Annotated in this window: 18 protein-coding genes; 7 read left to right on the forward strand and 11 right to left on the reverse strand. The window is 60.1% G+C overall.

Features of this window, described 5'->3' with window-relative positions; translation table 11 throughout:
• Positions 1 to 75: 75 nt before the first annotated feature.
• On the reverse strand, positions 76 to 1977 hold the full coding sequence (quiC, locus tag PSH79_RS23855; RefSeq protein WP_305439924.1) for a 3-dehydroshikimate dehydratase QuiC: 1902 nt from the start codon (positions 1975 to 1977) through the stop codon (positions 76 to 78).
• Positions 1978 to 2248: 271 nt separating this feature from the next.
• Here quiC and PSH79_RS23860 point away from each other — a divergent pair, with 271 nt between their 5' ends.
• Positions 2249 to 3586, forward strand: coding sequence for an MFS transporter (locus tag PSH79_RS23860; RefSeq protein WP_305439925.1), 1338 nt, complete (start codon positions 2249 to 2251; stop codon positions 3584 to 3586).
• A 61-nt stretch (positions 3587 to 3647) separates the two neighbouring features.
• Here the strand turns inward: PSH79_RS23860 and PSH79_RS23865 are convergent, their stop codons facing one another.
• Complete coding sequence (locus tag PSH79_RS23865; protein ID WP_305439926.1) at positions 3648 to 4526, reverse strand: DMT family transporter; 879 nt, start codon at positions 4524 to 4526, stop codon at positions 3648 to 3650.
• Positions 4527 to 4676: 150 nt separating this feature from the next.
• Positions 4677 to 5453 carry an IclR family transcriptional regulator gene (locus PSH79_RS23870; protein ID WP_305439927.1) on the reverse strand — a complete coding sequence of 259 codons (777 nt, stop codon included), beginning with the start codon at positions 5451 to 5453 and terminating at the stop codon, positions 4677 to 4679.
• A gap of 231 nt (positions 5454 to 5684) precedes the next feature.
• On the opposite strand from PSH79_RS23870, the gene PSH79_RS23875 reads away from it, so the two are divergent.
• Together PSH79_RS23875 and PSH79_RS23880 are read left to right on the forward strand one after the other, a co-directional pair.
• Positions 5685 to 6572 carry a neutral zinc metallopeptidase gene (locus PSH79_RS23875; protein WP_305439929.1) on the forward strand — a complete coding sequence of 296 codons (888 nt, stop codon included), beginning with the start codon at positions 5685 to 5687 and terminating at the stop codon, positions 6570 to 6572.
• Positions 6573 to 7523: an alpha/beta fold hydrolase gene (locus PSH79_RS23880; RefSeq protein ID WP_305439930.1), complete on the forward strand. Its 951-nt coding sequence runs from the start codon at positions 6573 to 6575 to the stop codon at positions 7521 to 7523. It abuts the gene before it with no gap.
• A gap of 140 nt (positions 7524 to 7663) precedes the next feature.
• On the opposite strand, the gene PSH79_RS23885 is transcribed toward PSH79_RS23880, so the two are convergent.
• From PSH79_RS23885 to PSH79_RS23895, 3 genes are all read right to left on the reverse strand, one after another.
• Entirely contained in the window at positions 7664 to 8257 is a 594-nt protein-coding gene (locus PSH79_RS23885; RefSeq protein ID WP_305439931.1) for an HAD family hydrolase, read from the reverse strand.
• A complete protein-coding gene (tesB, locus tag PSH79_RS23890; RefSeq protein ID WP_305439932.1) occupies positions 8254 to 9123 on the reverse strand; it encodes an acyl-CoA thioesterase II in 870 nt (289 codons plus the stop codon). The genes PSH79_RS23885 and tesB overlap by 4 nt, the downstream gene beginning before the upstream one ends.
• Positions 9124 to 9232: 109 nt before the next feature.
• Positions 9233 to 9802: a GNAT family N-acetyltransferase gene (locus tag PSH79_RS23895; RefSeq protein WP_305439933.1), complete on the reverse strand. Its 570-nt coding sequence runs from the start codon at positions 9800 to 9802 to the stop codon at positions 9233 to 9235.
• Positions 9803 to 9884: 82 nt separating this feature from the next.
• On the opposite strand from PSH79_RS23895, the gene PSH79_RS23900 reads away from it, so the two are divergent.
• Together PSH79_RS23900 and PSH79_RS23905 are read left to right on the forward strand one after the other, a co-directional pair.
• Positions 9885 to 10805, forward strand: coding sequence for a histone deacetylase (locus tag PSH79_RS23900; protein ID WP_305439935.1), 921 nt, complete (start codon positions 9885 to 9887; stop codon positions 10803 to 10805).
• A gap of 295 nt (positions 10806 to 11100) precedes the next feature.
• Complete coding sequence (locus PSH79_RS23905; protein WP_305439936.1) at positions 11101 to 12345, forward strand: TIGR03862 family flavoprotein; 1245 nt, start codon at positions 11101 to 11103, stop codon at positions 12343 to 12345.
• Positions 12346 to 12452: 107 nt separating this feature from the next.
• Here PSH79_RS23905 and PSH79_RS23910 read toward each other — a convergent pair whose 3' ends face one another.
• Positions 12453 to 13790, reverse strand: a complete 1338-nt coding sequence (locus PSH79_RS23910) for a DEAD/DEAH box helicase (RefSeq protein WP_305439937.1) — start codon at positions 13788 to 13790, stop codon at positions 12453 to 12455.
• 65 nt (positions 13791 to 13855) lie between these two features.
• Positions 13856 to 14791, reverse strand: coding sequence for a drug/metabolite exporter YedA (gene yedA / locus PSH79_RS23915; protein WP_305439938.1), 936 nt, complete (start codon positions 14789 to 14791; stop codon positions 13856 to 13858).
• 163 nt (positions 14792 to 14954) lie between these two features.
• Between yedA and PSH79_RS23920 the strand changes: the two genes are divergently transcribed.
• The gene (locus PSH79_RS23920) at positions 14955 to 15407 is read left to right on the forward strand and encodes an Lrp/AsnC family transcriptional regulator (protein WP_305439939.1); all 453 of its coding nucleotides are present in this window, start codon (positions 14955 to 14957) and stop codon (positions 15405 to 15407) included.
• Positions 15408 to 15530: 123 nt separating this feature from the next.
• Here PSH79_RS23920 and PSH79_RS23925 read toward each other — a convergent pair whose 3' ends face one another.
• From PSH79_RS23925 to PSH79_RS23935, 3 genes are all read right to left on the reverse strand, one after another.
• Entirely contained in the window at positions 15531 to 16136 is a 606-nt protein-coding gene (locus tag PSH79_RS23925) for a PolC-type DNA polymerase III (RefSeq protein ID WP_305439941.1), read from the reverse strand.
• Positions 16137 to 16177: 41 nt separating this feature from the next.
• Positions 16178 to 16657: an NYN domain-containing protein gene (locus PSH79_RS23930; RefSeq protein ID WP_003228475.1), complete on the reverse strand. Its 480-nt coding sequence runs from the start codon at positions 16655 to 16657 to the stop codon at positions 16178 to 16180.
• A 257-nt stretch (positions 16658 to 16914) separates the two neighbouring features.
• Positions 16915 to 17658, reverse strand: coding sequence for a DUF2076 domain-containing protein (locus tag PSH79_RS23935; RefSeq protein WP_305439943.1), 744 nt, complete (start codon positions 17656 to 17658; stop codon positions 16915 to 16917).
• 178 nt (positions 17659 to 17836) lie between these two features.
• On the opposite strand from PSH79_RS23935, the gene PSH79_RS23940 reads away from it, so the two are divergent.
• Entirely contained in the window at positions 17837 to 18511 is a 675-nt protein-coding gene (locus PSH79_RS23940) for a YciC family protein (RefSeq protein WP_305439944.1), read from the forward strand.
• Positions 18512 to 18538 lie beyond the last annotated feature (27 nt).

Below are 18538 nucleotides of genomic sequence, written 5' to 3' on the forward strand. Positions count from 1 at the left end.
GCTGGCGATTATGGGCCGCGCGGCACAGTGAAGGAAGCCGCGTGACCCGTGTTTACTCCCGCGCTTACGAATTTCCTACAACTTCGCCTGACGCACGGCGCCACTGCGTGATTTGGCCATCGCCGCCAGCCGCACCGCGACGTTCGCCGCGCCGTATCCGGCATAACCGTTTTTACGCTGGATGATCTCGAAGAAGAACCGCCCTTCGAACGGCTCGGTGTAGACGTGAAACAACTCGCCACCCTGGGCATCACGGTCATACAGCACGTTGTAATACGCCAGCTCGCTGAGAAACTCATCGTCGAAATCAAAGCGCGCGGCAAGGTCATCGTAATAGTTGAGCGGAATATCCAGCAGCGGCACACCGGCCTCTTTGGCGCGGCTGACTTCAGCAAAGATATCGTCACAATCGAAGGCGATGTGATGCACGCCAGAGCCGCGATAACTCGACAACGCATGGGAGATCGCGGTGTTGCGGTTCTCGGAAATATTCAGCGGCAAACGGATCGAGCTGTCACGACTGCGCAGCGCGCGGCTTTTCACCAGCCCATAGGGGTCGGGCAGCACCACTTCGTCGTCAGCCTCGAAATCCAGCAGGCTCTTGTAGAACAGCACCCAACTGTCGAGGCTGTCCGCCGGCAGCGCCATGGCCATGTGATCGATACGCTTGAGGCCACCGCGCACCTGCGCGTCTGGCAGCAGATTGAAGTCGGTGCCATACACATCGGCCGCCTCATCCACCAGATAGATCAGGCTGCCATCCGGCGCGCGGACTGCCGCCAGTTCCAATTCGTTAGGACCGACCAGACCGCGATAGGGCTGGCCCTTGTAGGCAACCGCACGCGCCAGAGCACTCGCGCTGTCCTTGACCCGCACGGCGGTGGCACACAGCGACGGGCCGTGTGCCTCGAAAAAGCTGTGCGCAAACGAATAGGGCTCAGCGTTGAGGATCAGGTTGATATCGCCCTGACGCAGCAGACTCACACTCTTGGAGCGATGCTGCCCGGCCTTGACGAACCCCAGGCGTTCAAGCCAGTTCGACAACTTGGCGCCAAGGCTTTCATCGACAGCGAATTCGAGAAACTCGACGCCGTTGTACTCGCTGGCCTTCGGTGTTTCAAAGAGGATTTCACGGTTGGCCACGGGCGCGGCCTCCTGCTCCAGACGCTGACGGGTCTTTTCTTCGAGGTACAACAGCGAACGCAAGCCGTCAGCGGCATTGGCCCGTGGCGGTGCGGCGCGGAAGCCGTCGTTGAAGATCTCCAGCGATAGCGGCCCGGTGTAGCCACTCTTGATGATCGGCGCGAGAAACCCCGCCAGATCGAACTCGCCCTGCCCCGGGAAGCAGCGGAAATGCCGACTCCACTCCAGAACATCCATGGCCAGAATCGGCGCATCGGCCATTTGCACGAAGAAAATCTTGTCGCCGGGAATCTCGGCAATCGCACGCGGATCGCCCTTGAGCGATAGCGTGTGGAAACTGTCGAGCAGCACGCCGAGGCTCGGGTGATCGGCCTGACGCACGATGTCCCAGACCTGTTGATACGTATTGACGTGACGGCCCCAGGCCAGTGCTTCATAGCCAATGCGCAAGCCACGGGCGCCAGCGTGCTCGGCCAGCAAGCGCAGGTCATCGATGAGTATTTGCTGATCGCCGACGCTGTCCGCCGAAGCGTTGCTGCACACCAGCACCAGATCGGTGCCCAGTTCCTGCATCAGGTCGAACTTGCGCTCGGCCCGTTCCAGGTTGCGCGCCAGCCGATCACGGCGGCAGCCTTCAAAATCGCGGAACGGCTGAAACAGAGTGATGGCAATCCCGAGATCGGCGCACATCTGTTTAATTTCACGTGGACTGCCGTCGTAGTAAAGAAGGTCGTTCTCGAAAATCTCCACCCCGTCGAACCCGGCGGCGGCAATGGCTTCGAGTTTTTCCGGCAGGGTGCCGCTCAAGGAAACGGTGGCAATGGAACGCTGCATGTTTCAACTCCCGGACTGCGCCGCTTTGTTGCGGGGGACCATTTTTGTCGTAGGGTAAATTATTGGCTGCATCACTTCGCGCAGCAATTTAAAGTGTACTACCCGGTTAGTTTTGCGTGCGATTATCGAACACAATGCCGTTTTGACGAATTGACGATTTTTCGTCCACTGCCCAACATCGACCGCACATTGAGTCCGGGCCTGAACCACCGGTCGCAGCGTGCAAACCAAAAAGCACACCAAATAAAAAATCCAAAAACGGGTGGAACACATGATTCCTTCACAGACTTCCCGCATGGCTCCGGCCATGAGTACTGCCACAGGTGGCATCGGCGACAAGATCCGCGGCGCCATGGCTGTCGGCAAAACCCGTTGGGGCATGCTGGCGCTGGTGTTTTTCGCCACCACCCTGAACTACATCGACCGCGCCGCCCTCGGCGTCATGCAGCCAATCCTCGCCAAGGAAATGAGCTGGACGGCGATGGATTACGCCAACATCAACTTCTGGTTTCAGGTCGGCTACGCCATCGGCTTCGTCCTGCAAGGGCGGTTGATCGACCGGGTCGGCGTCAAGCGCGTGTTCTTCTGCGCAGTATTGTTGTGGAGCCTGGCCACCGGTGCCCACGGTCTGGCGACCTCGGCGGTCGGCTTCATGGTCTGCCGATTCGTCCTCGGCCTGACCGAAGCGGCGAATTATCCGGCGTGTGTGAAAACCACGCGCCTGTGGTTCCCGGCTGGCGAGCGCGCCGTCGCCACCGGCATCTTCAACGCAGGCACCAACGTCGGTGCCATGTTCACGCCGATGCTGTTGCCACTGGTTCTTCATGTGTGGGGCTGGCAGGCCGCGTTTCTGTGCATGGCAGCGCTGGGCGGGATCTGGTTGTTGTTCTGGGGCCTGAAGTACTTCAACCCGGAAGATCACCCGAGCGTGAAACAGTCGGAACTGGACTACATCCAGCAGGAAGTCGAACCGGAGCAGGTCCGCGTGCCGTTCTCGAAAATCCTGCGGATGCGCGGTACCTGGGCCTTCGCCCTCGCCTACTCGCTGACCGCGCCGGTGTTCTGGTTCTACCTGTACTGGCTGCCGCCGTTTCTCAATCAGCAATACAACCTGGGCATCAACGTGACCCAGATGGGTATCCCGCTGATCATCATCTACGTCACCGCCGACTTTGGCAGCGTGGGTGGCGGCATTCTGTCCTCGTTCCTGATCGGTCGCGGGATGAACGCGATCAAGGCGCGGTTGCTGTCGATGTTCCTGTTCGCCTGCTGCATCATCGGCGTGGTCATGGCCGCCGGTTCCGCGAACCTGTGGGTTGCGGTGGCTGCTATTTCCCTGGCGATCGGCGCGCATCAGGCATGGACGGCGAACATCTGGAGCTTGGTGATGGATTACACGCCCAAGCACATGATGAGCACGGTGTTCGGTTTCGGCGGCATGTGCGCGGCGATCGGCGGGATGTTCATGACTCAGATCGTCGGCCACATCCTGACGGCCACGAACAACAACTACACCGTGTTATTCACCCTGATTCCGGCGATGTACTTCATTGCGCTGACCTGGATGTACTTCATGGCCCCGCGCAAGATTCCGACCGTCACGGAGTAACACTCTCAACACCTTGTAGGAGCGGCGACAAGCCGTTCCTACAAGGTTTTGTGCTGTCCTTTCAGCGGCGACTTTGCTGCCACGCCGCCGCCAACCCGCTGCAACAGATCACCGCAATCCCGATCACCGTCAACAGACTCGGCGTGTGGTTGAACAGCAGCCAGCCCAACAACCCCGCAAACACAATCTGGCAATAACCGAACGGCGCCAGCAACGCCGGCGCGGCATGGCGGAACGCCTGAGTCAGAAACAAGTGCGCGGTCATCCCGCAACTGCCCAGAGCCAGCATCAGCCCGGCATGGGTCAGCGTCGGCACCTGCCAGAAGAACGGCACCAGCGCACTCATCACCAACGTGTTGCACAGCCCGGCAAAGAAGTTGCTGGTGGTCGGACTATCGATTTGCGCAAGCTTGCGAGTCAGCAATTGGTAGAAGCAGAAAAACAGCGCCGAGCAGAAAGGCAGCAGCACGGCGGGCGTGAACAGCTCACCGCCGGGGTGAACGATGATCAGCACACCGACAAAGCCGCAAATCACCGCAATCCATTGGCCGCGCGTTACCCGCTCCTTCAGCAACGGCACCGACAACGCCGTCACCAATACCGGCGCCAGGAAGTTCACCGCGGTGGCTTCGGCCAGCGGGATGTAAAGCAGCGCCGTAGTGAAGAACAGGCTGGTGCCGAGCAGGCACAGTGCCCGGGCCAACTGCCATAAAGGCTTTTTCGTGCGCAAGACGCGCAGCCCGGACTGCGGCAAAAAAATCCCCGCCATCAACAGCGTGTGCACCACATACCGTGCCCACACCACCATCACGATCGGATAGAACCCAGACAAATACTTCGACAGCGCGTCATGGCTGGAGAACAGAAAGGTCGCCACGACAATCAGCATGATCCCTTTGAAGGGTTGGTTGACTCCGGAAAGCGGGGTGCTGACAGTCATTGGCGATCTCTGAAGAAAACAAACGGAGGAAAGATCCTCAAGCAACAATCTAGAACCCGGTTCCAGATTCCGACACCCGCCCACTATAAAAGTGTGCGAACAGCGCACAACTTTGCAACCGCAGGCGAAGAGGGGCCAAGTGAACTCAGGTTAGACGAACAGCTCCGAAGCCAGACTCGCAGCGGACAACTCCTCAGTAAACCTGAGCAGCAATGGTGCCAACTCATGCAGCCTCGCCCCCGGCATCCGCGCACTCGGCCCGGCGATGCTCAGCACACCGATCACCCGCCCGTCAGCGGGATGGCGCACCACCGCCGCAATCGCCGACGTCCCCACCGCCGAACTTTCTTCGACACAGGCATACCCCAACTCGCGCGCGACCCGCAGAAGCTCGAGCAATTGGATATTGGAGCGCGGCGCATTTGGCCCGATGTCCGCCGGCACCTCTGCGCCCTGGCGTTCAACCAGCGACAACGCCTCGGCATCGCTCATGCACGCCAGCCACGCATGGCCCGACGCGGTGTAGAACAGCGGCGCATCGCGGCCCATGTCCGGGTCATAACGCAAACCACTTCGTGCGCCCTGAGACTTGGCAATCCAGGTTTGACGTTCGCCATCGATAACGCCCAGACGCACCAGCTCGCCGGTTTCCTGAGCCAGGCGATCGAGCACCGGCTGCACGATATCGGCGCCGCTGCTCGACAGATAACGAAAACCCATCGCCACCAGTTTGGTCGACAAGTGATAACGCAGAGTCTCCGGGTTCTGCCGCACATAACCGAGTCGGGTCAGTTCGGCGAGCAAACGGTGCGTCGCACTTTTCGGGATGTCGATCTGCTCGGCGAGCGTCTGCAGTGCCAATCCACGGGGCTCACTGGTGAGGTTTTCCAGCACGCTGAAAACCCGTTCGATTTGACTGCCGGCCATGGTGAGATCTCAGTGAAATTTGGGGAATTCTAGAATATGCGCGATACAAAGCAAAATATGGAACCTGGTGAACATTTCACAAATTAGCTTTGTTGAATGGAATTCACCGAACACAACGGGTTCTTACCCGTCGACTGGCCTGCGGGTGTACGAATAGACGGACGACCGGACTGGCGCCACACTCACACACCAGCAACACTCATCACCACGATTTAGAAAGAGGATTCCCACATGCTATGGAAAAAAGGCCGACGCAGTGACAACGTCGTCGATGCCCGTGGTGATGATGCAGGCGGTGGCGGCGGCATGCGCTTCGGTGGCGGCAAGGGCCTGAGCCTCGGGGCCATCCTGCTGATCGTCGGCATTGGCTGGATCACCGGCCAGGATCCGTTGCAGATCCTCGGCCAGCTTACCGGGCAGATGACCGAGCAATCGGCGCCCACCTCGCAGACCCGTCAGGCGCCGCCGGCCAACGACGAACAGGCCGAGTTCGTCCGCTCGATCCTTGGCGACACCGAAGACACCTGGGGCGCGGTTTTCCAGCAGGCCGGCCGCCAATACAAGGACCCGACCCTGGTGCTGTTCAGCAATCGGGTCAACTCCGCTTGTGGTCTGGCCACCTCGGCCACCGGGCCGTTTTACTGCCCGGCGGATCAGAAGGTCTATCTGGACATGGCGTTCTTCCAGGAGATGTCGCAACGCTTCAAGGCGGCCGGCGATTTTGCCCAGGCCTACGTGATCGCGCACGAAGTCGGACACCATGTGCAGACGCTTCTCGGTGTCTCGGCGAAAATTCAGACAGCCCGCCAGCAAGGTCGGCAAATGGAAGGTGACGGCGGTTTGCTGGTCCGTCAGGAATTGCAGGCCGACTGTCTGGCCGGCGTCTGGGCCTATAGCGCGCAGAAACGTTTGAACTGGCTGGAACCTGGCGACATTGAAGAAGCCTTGAACGCAGCCAATGCCATCGGTGATGATCGCCTGCAACAACAGGGTCAGGGCCGAGTGGTGCCGGACTCGTTTACCCACGGTACGTCGGCGCAAAGGGTGCGCTGGTTCAAAACCGGATTCGCGCAGGGCCAGGTCGGCCAGTGCGACACCTTCGCGGCGAAAAACCTGTAAATGCATAAATGGCTTTTGGCTTTACTGATCATTGGCAGCACCGCCCAAGCAGCCGGCGTCGACGCGATCAGCTCCGGGCGCCTGCAACTGAAGGCCGGGGAAATGGCGGTGGGCATAGGCCCTGCGCCAGAGAAGATCGAGCGCGTGCTGATCGTCATTCATGGGCGCTTGCGCAACGCCGAGACCTATCGCAAAAGCGCTGAAGCCGCCGCCGAACTGGCAGGACAAACCGCGCACACACTGGTGATTGCGCCGCAGTTTCTCAATGAAAGTGATGTGGCCCTGTACTCGTTGCCCGCCACGGTGTTGCGCTGGAAAGGCAATGAATGGATGGGCGGCGGTTTATCCACAGGCCCGAATCCGTTGAGCTCCTATGCGGCGCTGGACGAAATCGTCGCCCGGGTCACCGATCGCAAACAGTTTCCGGACGTGAAGCAAATTGTGATTTTTGGCCACTCCGGCGGCGGGCAAGTGGTGCAACGTTATGCGCTGCTGGCCAAGGATCAGCCGGCGCTGAAAGCCAACGGCATCCGCCTGCGTTATGTGGTGGCCAATCCGTCTTCCTACGCTTATTTCAACGAGCAGCGGCCCGTGGCGTTCGATCACGCCAAATGCATGGGTTTCAATCGCTGGAAGTACGGTCTGTCAGACATGCCGGTGTACGCCGGTGGGCAAACGCCGATGCAGCTTGAAAGCAGCTACATCAAACGCGAGGTGATTTATCTGCTCGGGCAGCAAGACATCGACCCGCAACATCCGGCGCTGGACAAGGGCTGTGAGGCTGAGGCGCAAGGGGCTTATCGCTTGATGCGCGGCAAGTTGTTTTTTGGCTATTTGCTGAGGCGTCATCCGGAAGGAGTGAATCAGCGCCTGGTGGAAGTGCCCGGGGTCGGGCATGACGGCGATGGGATGTTGACGTCGCCTGAAGGCCAAAAAGCGTTGTTCGAATAAGTTATGTGTTGAATGATTTGACGCCATCGCTGGCAAGCCAGCTCCCACAGTGGGTTGTGTCGGATACACATTTGCATCCACTGAAAATCCCTGTGGGAGCTGGCTTGCCAGCGATGAGGCCAGATCAAACAACCGGGATGTCAGGCAAACAACATCCGCCGCAACTCAACACAATCCTGCGCATGCCAATCCGTCAGCTCCGGCCACGGGTTATCCGGCAGATTAACCAACACTGTCCGCGCGCCCGCCGCTCGCCCGCAATCCAGATCAAAGCGGTAATCGCCGACCATCACCATCTCACTGGCCGATACCGCCCACGCTTCTGCCAACTTGAGCAAACCACCCGGATGCGGCTTGGGCGGCGCTTCATCGCGGCCCAGCACGTCTTCCACTGCAAAGCAGTCAGCCAAGCCAATCGCTTCGAGCGTCACATGCGCCAGTTCCCGCGCATTGCGGGTGAGGATGCCGAGGCGATAGCCGCGCGAATGCAGATCACGCACCAGTTCCACCGCCCCGGTGGCCGGGGTCGAGCCGAGCGCCAGATCGCGCTCGTGCTCCAGCAGCCAGGCATGTTTCGCCGCCGCTTCATCCGCCGGCAACGCGGCGAGATGGGTGAGGATGTCGTCCTCCGGGGGAATCGCCAGCGCCGCGCGAATCGCCGCGAAGTCATGCACGGCGACGGTCAGGGTGCCGTCCATGTCGAACACCCAGTGCTTCACCTCGGCCAGGCTCATGCCCAATCCTTGCGATGACGGATCAGACCTTCCTGCGTCACCGACGCCACCAGTTGCCCGGCGCGGTTGAACACGCTGCCACGGGAGAAGCCACGAGAGTTGCCGGCCCACGGGCTGTCCATCGCGTAGAGCAACCAGTCATCGGCGCGCAGATCGTTGTGGAACCAGAGCGCGTGATCGAGGCTGGCGACCTGCATGTCTTTCTGCCAGACCGATTTGCCGTGGGGCAACATCGATGTGGTCAGCAGACCGAAGTCCGAGGCGTAGGCCAGCAGGTATTTGTGCAGCGCCGGAATATCGGCCAGTGCGCCATCGGCCCGGAACCACACGTACTTGACCGGATCCGCCGGATGCGGGTTGTACGGGTCTTTTTCAGTGACCGGGCGCACTTCGATCGGCTTCGGGCACAGCAGTTTTTCGCGCATGTGTTCCGGGATCAATTGCGCACGTTGCTGGAAGAGTTCCAGTTCCGAGGGCAGGTTTTCCGGGCCGACCACTTGCGGCATCTGAGTCTGATGCACGAAGCCTTCTTCGTCGTACTGAAACGAAGCGCTGCAGGTGAAGATCGGGTGGCCCTTCTGGATCGCCGTGACGCGACGGGTGCTGAAACTGCCGCCGTCGCGCACGCGGTCGACCGAATAGACCACTGGCAACTTGGCGTCGCCCGGGCGCAGGAAATAGCCGTGCATCGAATGCACGTGGCGCGCCTCTTCAACGGTCTGACTGGCCGCCGACAGCGACTGGCCGAGCACCTGACCACCGAACAACTGACGGAAACCCAAGTCCTGGCTGCGACCACGGAACAGGTTTTCTTCGATCGGTTCCAGGGTCAGCAAATCGACCAGATCTTCCAACACTTGGCTCATTCAGACTCTCCTCACACAAAGCAATGCCGCGCAGTCTTGGCTGCGGCGGGCGATTCAGGTACTGGCACGGGCCAATGATATGGCGGCCATTGTAAACGTCCGTGTCAGCTTATCCATGCAAGGTTTGCAGCCACTGCGCCCGGGTAATCCGATACAGCACATGTCTTCTTAACGGGTGATCGACGGCAAGCTTGGGGTGATCAAAGTCATCGGCCGGCGCGTGATGCATGCCGATCGCCTGCATGACTTTCTCCGAAGGCAGATTTGATTGCGCGGTGAACGACACGATTTCCTTCAGAGCCAATCGATCAAACCCGCAACGCAGAGCGGTCCAAGCCGCTTCACTGGCGTAACCCAGGCCCCAATGCTCCTTCGCCAGACGCCAGCCAATCTCCACCGCCGGGGTGAACGGCGCGTCGAAACCGACCACGCCAAGCCCGGTGAAACCGATGAATTCGCCGCTGTCCTTGCGCTCCAGCGCCCACAAGCCGTAGCCGTGTTCGGCAAAATGTCCGCGCACGCGACCGATCAACGCGGCACTTTCCAGCCGGCTCAACGGCTCCGGAAAATAGCGCATCACTTGAGGATCGGCACACATCGCCGCAAATTCCGGCAAATCCTCATCCTGCCACTGACGCATCAGCAGCCGGGCGCTTTCCAGTTCCAGTATCGGCTCCATCGTGCCCCTCCGTTTCCATGCCGCAAGTCTACATCGCTGGTAGGATCCTTCACTCTTTCCTACACGCCTGACAGAAATCGCCATGCCACTGCCGCTGATCTACCACGAAGACTACAGCCCCGAGTTTCCGGCGGATCACCGCTTTCCGATGGACAAATTTCGTCTGCTGCGCGATCACCTGATCGACAGCGGCCTGACTCGCGACGCCGATTTGCTGCGTCCGCAAATCTGCCCCAACGACATCCTCGCCCTGGCCCATGACCGTAGCTATATCGAACGCTACATGAGCGGCGAGTTGTCTCGCGAAGACCAGCGGCGTCTTGGCCTGCCATGGAATGAAGCATTGGCGCGGCGCACGGTGCGCGCGGTCGGCGGTTCGATTCTGGCGGCGGAAAAAGCCCTGGAGCATGGCTTGGCCTGTCACCTGGCCGGTGGCACCCACCACGCCCATTACGATTACCCGGCCGGGTTCTGCATCTTCAATGACCTGGCGATCATCAGCCAATATCTGCTGCAAAGCGGTCGAGTGAACCGGGTATTGATCTTTGATTGCGACGTGCATCAGGGTGACGGCACGGCGCGGATTCTGCACGACACCCCGGAGGCGATTACCGTTTCCCTGCATTGCGAGAAGAACTTTCCTGCACGCAAGGCGCAAAGTGACTGGGACATTCCTCTGCCCAAAGGCATGGGCGATGCCGATTATTTAAAAGTCGTGGATGACACGCTCAACTATTTGCTGCCGCTGTATCAGCCGGATCTGGTGCTATACGACGCCGGCGTCGATGTGCACAAGGACGACGCCCTCGGTTATCTGCAACTGACCGATGAAGGCGTCGCCGCCCGCGATGAAAGCGTGATGCGTCATTGTCTGGGCCGCGACATCCCGGTGGTCGGTGTCATCGGTGGCGGTTACAGCAAGGATCGCCACGCCCTCGCCCGCCGCCACGGCATCCTCCATCACAGCGCGCAGCGGGTCTGGACGTCACACGGTTGTCATTGAGGTGTGCTGCGTTACCCACAATGGCTGTGGAACGGCCTGTGGATAACCTGAGTGAAAGGGACTACAGGCCACAGCGAACATGGCGTACAGCGCGGTGGTTGTTTTTTAACCAACATCTGAATTGCACTACAAATCCCCTGTGGGAGCGAGCCTGCTCGCGAAGAAGTCGGTCCTTTCAACATCAAAAGTGACTGACCCACCGCTTTCGCGAGCAGGCTCGCTCCCACAGGGATCTCCCCCATTGGCCTACGCTGTTAGAATGCGCGCCTTATCCCGCCATACCGCAGCGCACGCCATGACCCAGAACTCCGCCTCCTCCCCCGCTCACATCGCCATCATCGGCGGTGGCCCCGCCGGCTTGATGGCCGCCGAAGTGCTGAGCCAGGCCGGGGTACGAGTCGATCTGTACGACGGCATGCCCTCGGTTGGCCGCAAGTTCCTGCTGGCCGGGGTCGGCGGCATGAACATCACACACTCCGAAGCCTACCCGGCGTTCCTCTCGCGCTACGCCGAACGCGCGCCGCACATCGCCCCGCTGCTGCGCGGTTTTGATGCCGATGCGCTGTGTAAATGGATTCACGAACTGGGCATCGAAACCTTCATCGGCAGCTCTGGCCGCGTGTTCCCCACCGACATGAAAGCCGCCCCTTTGCTGCGCGCCTGGCTCAAGCGTCTGCGCGACAGCGGCGTAGTTATCCACACCCGCCATCGCTGGCTCGGCTGGGATGAACAAGGTGCATTGCGCATCGAAAGCCCGGAAGGCGAGAACTCCATCAGCCCCGACGCCACCCTGCTCGCCCTCGGTGGCGGCAGTTGGTCGCGGCTCGGTTCGGACGGCGCGTGGATGTTGCCGCTGGAGCAGCGCGGTGTAGGACTGGCGCCGTTGCAACCCAGTAATTGCGGCTTCGAGGTGCAAGCCTGGAGCGAATTACTCGTCAGCAAATTCGCCGGGGCGCCGCTGAAAAATATCGCCATTGGTTTGAACGACGACATTCCGCGCTTGGGCGAATGCGTGATTACGGCGACGGGAATTGAGGGCAGCTTGATCTACGCGTTGTCGGCACCGATTCGTGAGGCGATCAACCTGCATGGCTCAGCCACCATCCATATCGACCTGCTGCCGGGCCGACCTGTGGATAAATTGCAGGCCGCATTGAGCAAACCGCGTGGTTCGCGCTCGATGGCCAAGCATCTGCACAGCCAGATCGGGATTGACGGGGTAAAAGCGGCGTTGTTGCGTGAGTTGACTGACGCCGCAACCTTTGCAGATCCGGCGTTGTTGGCCCGTGCGATCAAGGCGTTGCCACTGACATTGGTAAAGACCCGTCCTTTGGATGAGGCAATCAGCAGTGCCGGTGGTGTGACGTTTGAAGCGATGGATGAGCGCTTGATGCTCAAGGCGTTGCCGGGGGTGTTTTGTGCGGGTGAGATGCTGGACTGGGAAGCGCCAACGGGCGGTTATTTGCTGACGGGGTGTTTTGCCAGCGGGCGGGCGGCGGGGTTCGGAATGCTGGAGTGGCTCCAGCACAAAACCCTGTAGGAGCTGTCGAGTGAAACGAGGCTGCGATCGTTTGACCTTTAAACACAAGATCAAAAGATCGCAGCGTGCAGCAGCGCCTACCTGGATACCGCGCCTTCAGCAGAGGGTTATGGCTTACGCTTACGCGGCCCGGTATTGAACACCGGCACCTTGCGCACAGGCTTGATCGAAGGCTCCGGCGCCTGAGTCTCGCCGCTGTCGACCCACTTACCCAGATTGCGCTTGCCACCACCGCCGGAGGTTTTCGGCTTTTTCGGTTTTTTCGGCTTCTTGATCACCTGGCCACTGGCGTCGGTATCCGGCACGCGGTGTTCAGGCTCGAAGTCCGGTTCGTTCTGACGCTTCAACGTCTGGCGCGTGAGCATCTCGATGGCCGAGAGCATGTTCACCTCATCGGCACACACCAACGAGATCGCTTCGCCCGTCGCACCGGCACGGCCAGTACGGCCGATACGGTGAATGTAATCCTCAGCCACGATCGGTAGATCAAAGTTGACCACCAACGGCAGATCTTCGATGTCCAGACCACGAGCCGCCACGTCGGTGGCCACCAGAATCTGCACTTCGCTGAGTTTGAAACGGTCCAGTGCACGCTGGCGGGTCGCCTGCGGTTTGTCGCCATGGATACCATCGGCGTTCACGCCCAGGCCCTGAAGCTTTTCCACCAGCGCATCAACGCCGTTGCGGGTCTTGGCAAATACCAGCACCTGCTTCCACTTGCTCTTGCGCATCAGGTGCACGAACAGTTCGGCCTTACGCTTCTTGTCGACCGTCACGATCCACTGCTTGACGGTGTTGGCGGCGACGTTGCGCGGGCTGACTTCGATGCTCAGCGGGTCGTTGAGCATTTGCCCGGCCAGCAGGCGGATGTCATCAGAGAAGGTCGCGGAGAACAGCAGGGTCTGGCGCTTTTTCGGCAGCATGCGGTAGATGTTCGCCAGTTCTTCGGAGAAGCCCAGGTCGAGCATACGATCGGCTTCATCCAGCACCAGGGTTTGTAGCTGATCGAGTTTCAGCGCGTTCTGGCGGAACAGGTCGATCAGGCGACCAGGCGTGGCGACCAGCACATCGACGCCGCCACGCAGTTTCATCATTTGCGGGTTGATGCTGACGCCGCCGTAAACTGCATAAGTGCGCAGCGGCAGGTTTTCGGCGTACTGGCGCACAGACTCATGAACCTGCTCGGCCAGCTCGCGGGTCGGCACCAGAATCAGCGCACGCGCCGAGTTGGCGGTCACTTTCGGCCCTTCCATGGCCAGCAACTGCAACAGCGGCAAGGCGAAACCGGCGGTCTTGCCGGTGCCGGTCTGGGCCGCTGCCATCAGGTCGCGACCGGCCAGAACGGCCGGGATGGCTTGCGCCTGCACCGGCGTCGGGGTCTGGTAGCCGAGCGTCTCGAGGGAGCGCAGCAAGGGTTCGATCAGGCCAAGGGAGGCGAAAGTCATGGGAGTACCGTAGGAAAATTCAGCGCAGTTGTGCGACACGAGTGTGCAATGCCGCGCAGTTTACCCTAATTCGCGCGCTGTTCCGTCGGAACGGCCGTCGGCACGTCTACCGGCGGCTGTGCCGGCCGACGCCACTGCGGCAGACCGATCAGCACCACGGCGCTGATGATCACCAACATCGCCAGCGCTTCTTCAATGCCGATGGTCTCGCCGACAAACACGATCCCCAGCAACACCGCCACCGCCGGATTGACGTAGGCATAACTGGTCGCCGCCGCCGGACGCACATGCTTGAGCAGGTACATGTAGGAATTGAAGGCGATGATCGAGCCAAAGAAGATCAGATACGCCAGCGCCAACCAGCCTTCCATCGGCGGCACAGCTTGCAGGCGCTCACCACTCACCGCACTGCCGATCAGCAGCACAACACCGCCAACCAGCATTTCCACAGCACTGGCCATCGCACCTTGCGGCAACGGCAAGTGTCGGCTCCACACCGACCCGAACGCCCAGGTCGCCGCCGCGAAAATCAGCAAAGCAGCGCCCAAGGGACTCGATTGCAGGTTCGAACCCATGTTGAGCATGGCAATGCCGACAATCCCCAGCGCCACCCCGGCCCATTCGAGACGAGTATTACGCGCGCCCCAGAAATAACCGCAGAGCAACGTGAACAGCGGCACCGTCGCCACCGCCAATGCCGCCACGCCAGAAGCCACCCCCGTGTGCTCCGCCACACTCACCGCACCGTTACCAAAACTCAGCAGCAAAATCCCGATAATCCCCGCCGCTTTCCACTGTGCCCACGTCGGCGCCGGCGCCCCGCGCCAGCGCAGGAACGCGTACATCAACGTTCCGGCAATGATGAAGCGCACCCCGCCGAGCATCAGCGGCGGCCAGTATTCAACGCCGATGCGGATCACCAGATAGGTCGATCCCCAAATCACATACAACGCAAAAAACGCGGCGATCAGCGGCAGAGAAAAACGGCGCAGGGCAGGCATGGGCAGCTCGAATGTCAGAGTTAACGGATGAATTATTCTAGAAAGGCGAGCGAGCAAAAATAAGCTACAAAACCTGTTTATAGCGCCGGTACACTTTTGAAAGAACGGAGATCATCGGGATAAACCGAGATTTCGAAAGTCTGCCCATTTCAGGAGTCTGGCCTTGGATAAATACGACCGCATGCTGCTCAGCGCCCTGCTCGAAAACGGGCGGGCGTCCTACGCCGACCTGGCGCGCAAAGTAAACCTCTCCGCCCCCGCCGTGGCCGAGCGCGTTGCCAAGCTTGAGGCATCGGGCGTGATTACCGGCTATCAAGCGAACATTGACCTGTCGAAAATCGGCTTGCCGATCCAGTGTGTGATCGAGTTGCGTCTGCATCAAAACGGCAGCCAGAAGGTTTACGACGAACTGGCGAAAATCCCGCAACTGACCGAATGCTTCCGAGTAACGGGCGATCCGTGCGTGATGATGAAGGCCGCGGTGGGATCGATGACGGAGCTGGAGGAGTTGATCAATCGGGTGGCGAAGTTTGGCTTCAGCAAGACGTCGATTGTGTTGTCGAGCGCCATCGAGAAGCGCGTGCCGCTGGGGCACATCGAAGGCAACGGCAAGTAGAGTTCTCCTGTAGGAGCTGCCGCAGGCTGCGATCTTTTGATCTTGCTTTTAAAAACAAGATCAAAAGATCGCAGCCTCGTTTCACTCGACAGCTCCTACAGGGAAGCTACTGCGATTTAGGGATCAGCGATAGCGTTGCAGGTGCTCACCGACTTTCGCAGCAGGGACTTTCTGCAATTTGCACAGCAGATCATGAGAAAGCTCTCTGACCCCATGCTTGTGGCGCAATTCTTCAGCCAGATGCGCCATCAGGTTGGCCGCCATCTCCGCATCCGCCATCGCCCTGTGCGCCTGGCCAGTGTGCGGCAGGCGAGCGAATGTGGTGAGAGTACCCAGCTTGTGATTCGGCGCGGCCGGCATTAAACGACGGGCCAGCAACAGCGAGCAGGCAAAATTCTGAAGACGGGTGCGCTTGATCCGCCCCAGTTCAAAATCCCAGAACTTCTGGTCGAACGAGGCGTTATGCGCGACCAGTGGCGTGCAGCCGACAAACTCATTGACCTCTTCCATCACCTTTTCGGCCGACGGCGCGGTGCGCAGCATGGCGTTGCTGATGCCGGTCAGTTGTTCGATGAACGCGGGGACGCGTACGCCGGCGTTCATCAGGCTTTGGTAACGCTCGACGATGCGGCCGTTTTCCAGCATGACCACGGCGATTTCCGTGGCGCGGCAGCTGCTGTTCGGCGAGAGGCCGGTGGTTTCAAAGTCGATGACTGCAATGCGTTCCAAACCTTGTTGTACTCCGTCCAAATCAATTCTTCAGTAACCGCTCAATTCTTCAGCAGCAGCGCGCCTTCGATCGGCACGTAACGGCTGGCGGCACGGATCAGCGAGTTGGCAGTCAGGCCCGGGACGCCATAGGCCACAGCCTGCACGCCGTGCTTGTTGATGATGCGTTCGAGCAGCATGTCGAAATCGCCATCACCGGAGGCCAGGACGATTTCGTCGACGTGGTCGGCGGCGTCCATGATGTCGAGGGTGATGCCCACGTCCCAGTCGCCCTTGGCCGAGCCGTCGCTGCGCTGGATGTATGGCTTGAGCTTCACGGTGAAGCCGAGGTTGCGCAGGATCTGCTGGAACTGCTGCTGTTTGCTGTCACCTCGGTCGATCGCGTAGGCGTAGGCCTCGACGATCTGCCCGTCCTTGCTGATGTCCGCCCACAGCGCGGCGTAGTTGAAGTGACAACCATAGGCCTGACGCACGGTGTAGTAGAGGTTTTGCACGTCGGCGAACACTGCGATTTTTTTCACCGGAGTTCCTGTGAGCGCGCGAGCGCACGAAGCGGGATCAGGCGCCAGGCCCGAAAAAGGCGCTCAGTATGCCAGCCCGAAGGAAGGTTCCGCGAATAATCGCCCGCAGGCGCAAGGGTGCTACTGACGAGTGGTGAATGTGGCGAGGGATTTATCCCCGCTGGGCAGCGTGGCGGCCCCGGTTTTTGGGCCTGCTGCGCAGTCCATCGGGGATAAATCCCCTCACCACAGTTCGATGTCAACCTGGAAGGTTTGGGTCAGACAAAGGAATCGTCGTCATCAAAGAACGATGAGTTGTCATCGCTGTAGTCGGTATCAGTAAAGCCGCTCTGGTCGTTGCCGGCCATGCGCTGGTCATCACCCCAGCCGTTGTTGCTCTGGTCTGCAACCTGCGCCGGTTCCTCCTTGATCACTTCAACAATCTCTTGCGGTTGCTGATTGTGGTGGAACAGGCTGCTGATGCCCTGCGCCAGCATCACACCACCGGCCACACCAGCGGCAGTTTTCAGCGCGCCACCGAGGAAACTGCTGCCCGCCGCCGGAGCAGCCTGTTGCGCGTAGTTGGGCGGCGGTGCGCCGAAGTTCTGTTGTGGCGCGGGTGCGCTGAGGTTTTGCTGCGGCGCCGGTTCGCGCCAGCCGCCCGTCGATGCCGGGGCACTCTGTGTTGGCGCAGGACGCGAACTGCCGCCGCCAAAGATGCTCGACAGGAAACCACCGCCACCGCTTGGCGCCGGCGCAGCACTCTGGGCCTTCGCCGATTGCAGTTCGGCCTGCAAACGCTGGACTTGCTGGGTCAGTTGTTTGTTTTGCTCGTCGAGGCTTTTGAGCGCCGCCTCTTGCACCAGAATCGCCTGGGTCATGAAATAACCTGCCGCCGGCTGGCGTGTCAGGTGCTCCTTGATCCGCGTCTCGGCCTGGGCGTCGCGCGGGGCTGCCTCCGTTTCGGCCTGTTGCAGGCGGGAAAACAGTCCATCGATCAGGGTTTGTTCTTCGCTGTTCATGGCGACCTCGTAGATTGCCGGGGATAACATCGCCCTCGCCCACTTTGGACAAGGTGCTCTCCCGTAATGGAGACAGTGACAGGATGTTTCAACGACCTTTACCGAATGTTTACGTTTGTGTCCGCCCGCGCATCATCGGTTAAAGTGAGCCACTGTTTTCGACCTGCGATACCGACTGATGAATGCCTTCGAAGTGCTGCGCGACTCTCTGTTTTTTTTCAAACGCCATCTGGTCAGCATCGTGCAGTTGTGCCTGCCGCTGGTGATCGTCGAAGCGCTGTTGCAACAAGTGGTGGATCACACCAGCGACCCGGACAGTTTTTCGGCGGCCAGCATCATTGTTGGCCTGCTGGTCTATCCGCTGTACACCGCCGCACTGATTTTGTTTCTCGACGCCCGCACCCGTGGCGAAGCCCCGCGCAATCTTGACCTGCTGGCGATGGCCGCACGGTTGTGGCCGCGTTTCGCCCTGCTCACGGCGCTCAACACGTTGCTGATCCTGCTGGGACTGTCGTTGTATTTTCTGCCGGGCCTGATGCTGATGGTGATGCTGGCGTTCGGCGAATATCTGCTGGTGCTGCGCGGCCTCAATCCGCTGCATGCCATGAAGGAAAGCCTGCGTCTGACACGCGGGCATTTCTGGCGGATTCTGCTGTGCATTCTTTGCGTGATGACGCCGCTGTGGTTGCTCAAAGGCGCAACGCTGGCGGTCTATCCAGAACCGCAGAACACGGCCATTACCGTGTTGATCGACAGCGCTCACGGCTTCCTGCAACTGTTCACCAGCGTGGTGCTGTTCCGTCTGTTCATGCTGATCAGCGAATTGCCTGACAAAAGAGACAGAGCGGCCTGACTGCTCTGGCCTTAGGTTTAAGACGCC

The organism is Pseudomonas sp. FP2196 (assembly GCF_030687715.1).
Taxonomy (GTDB): Bacteria; Pseudomonadota; Gammaproteobacteria; order Pseudomonadales; family Pseudomonadaceae; genus Aquipseudomonas.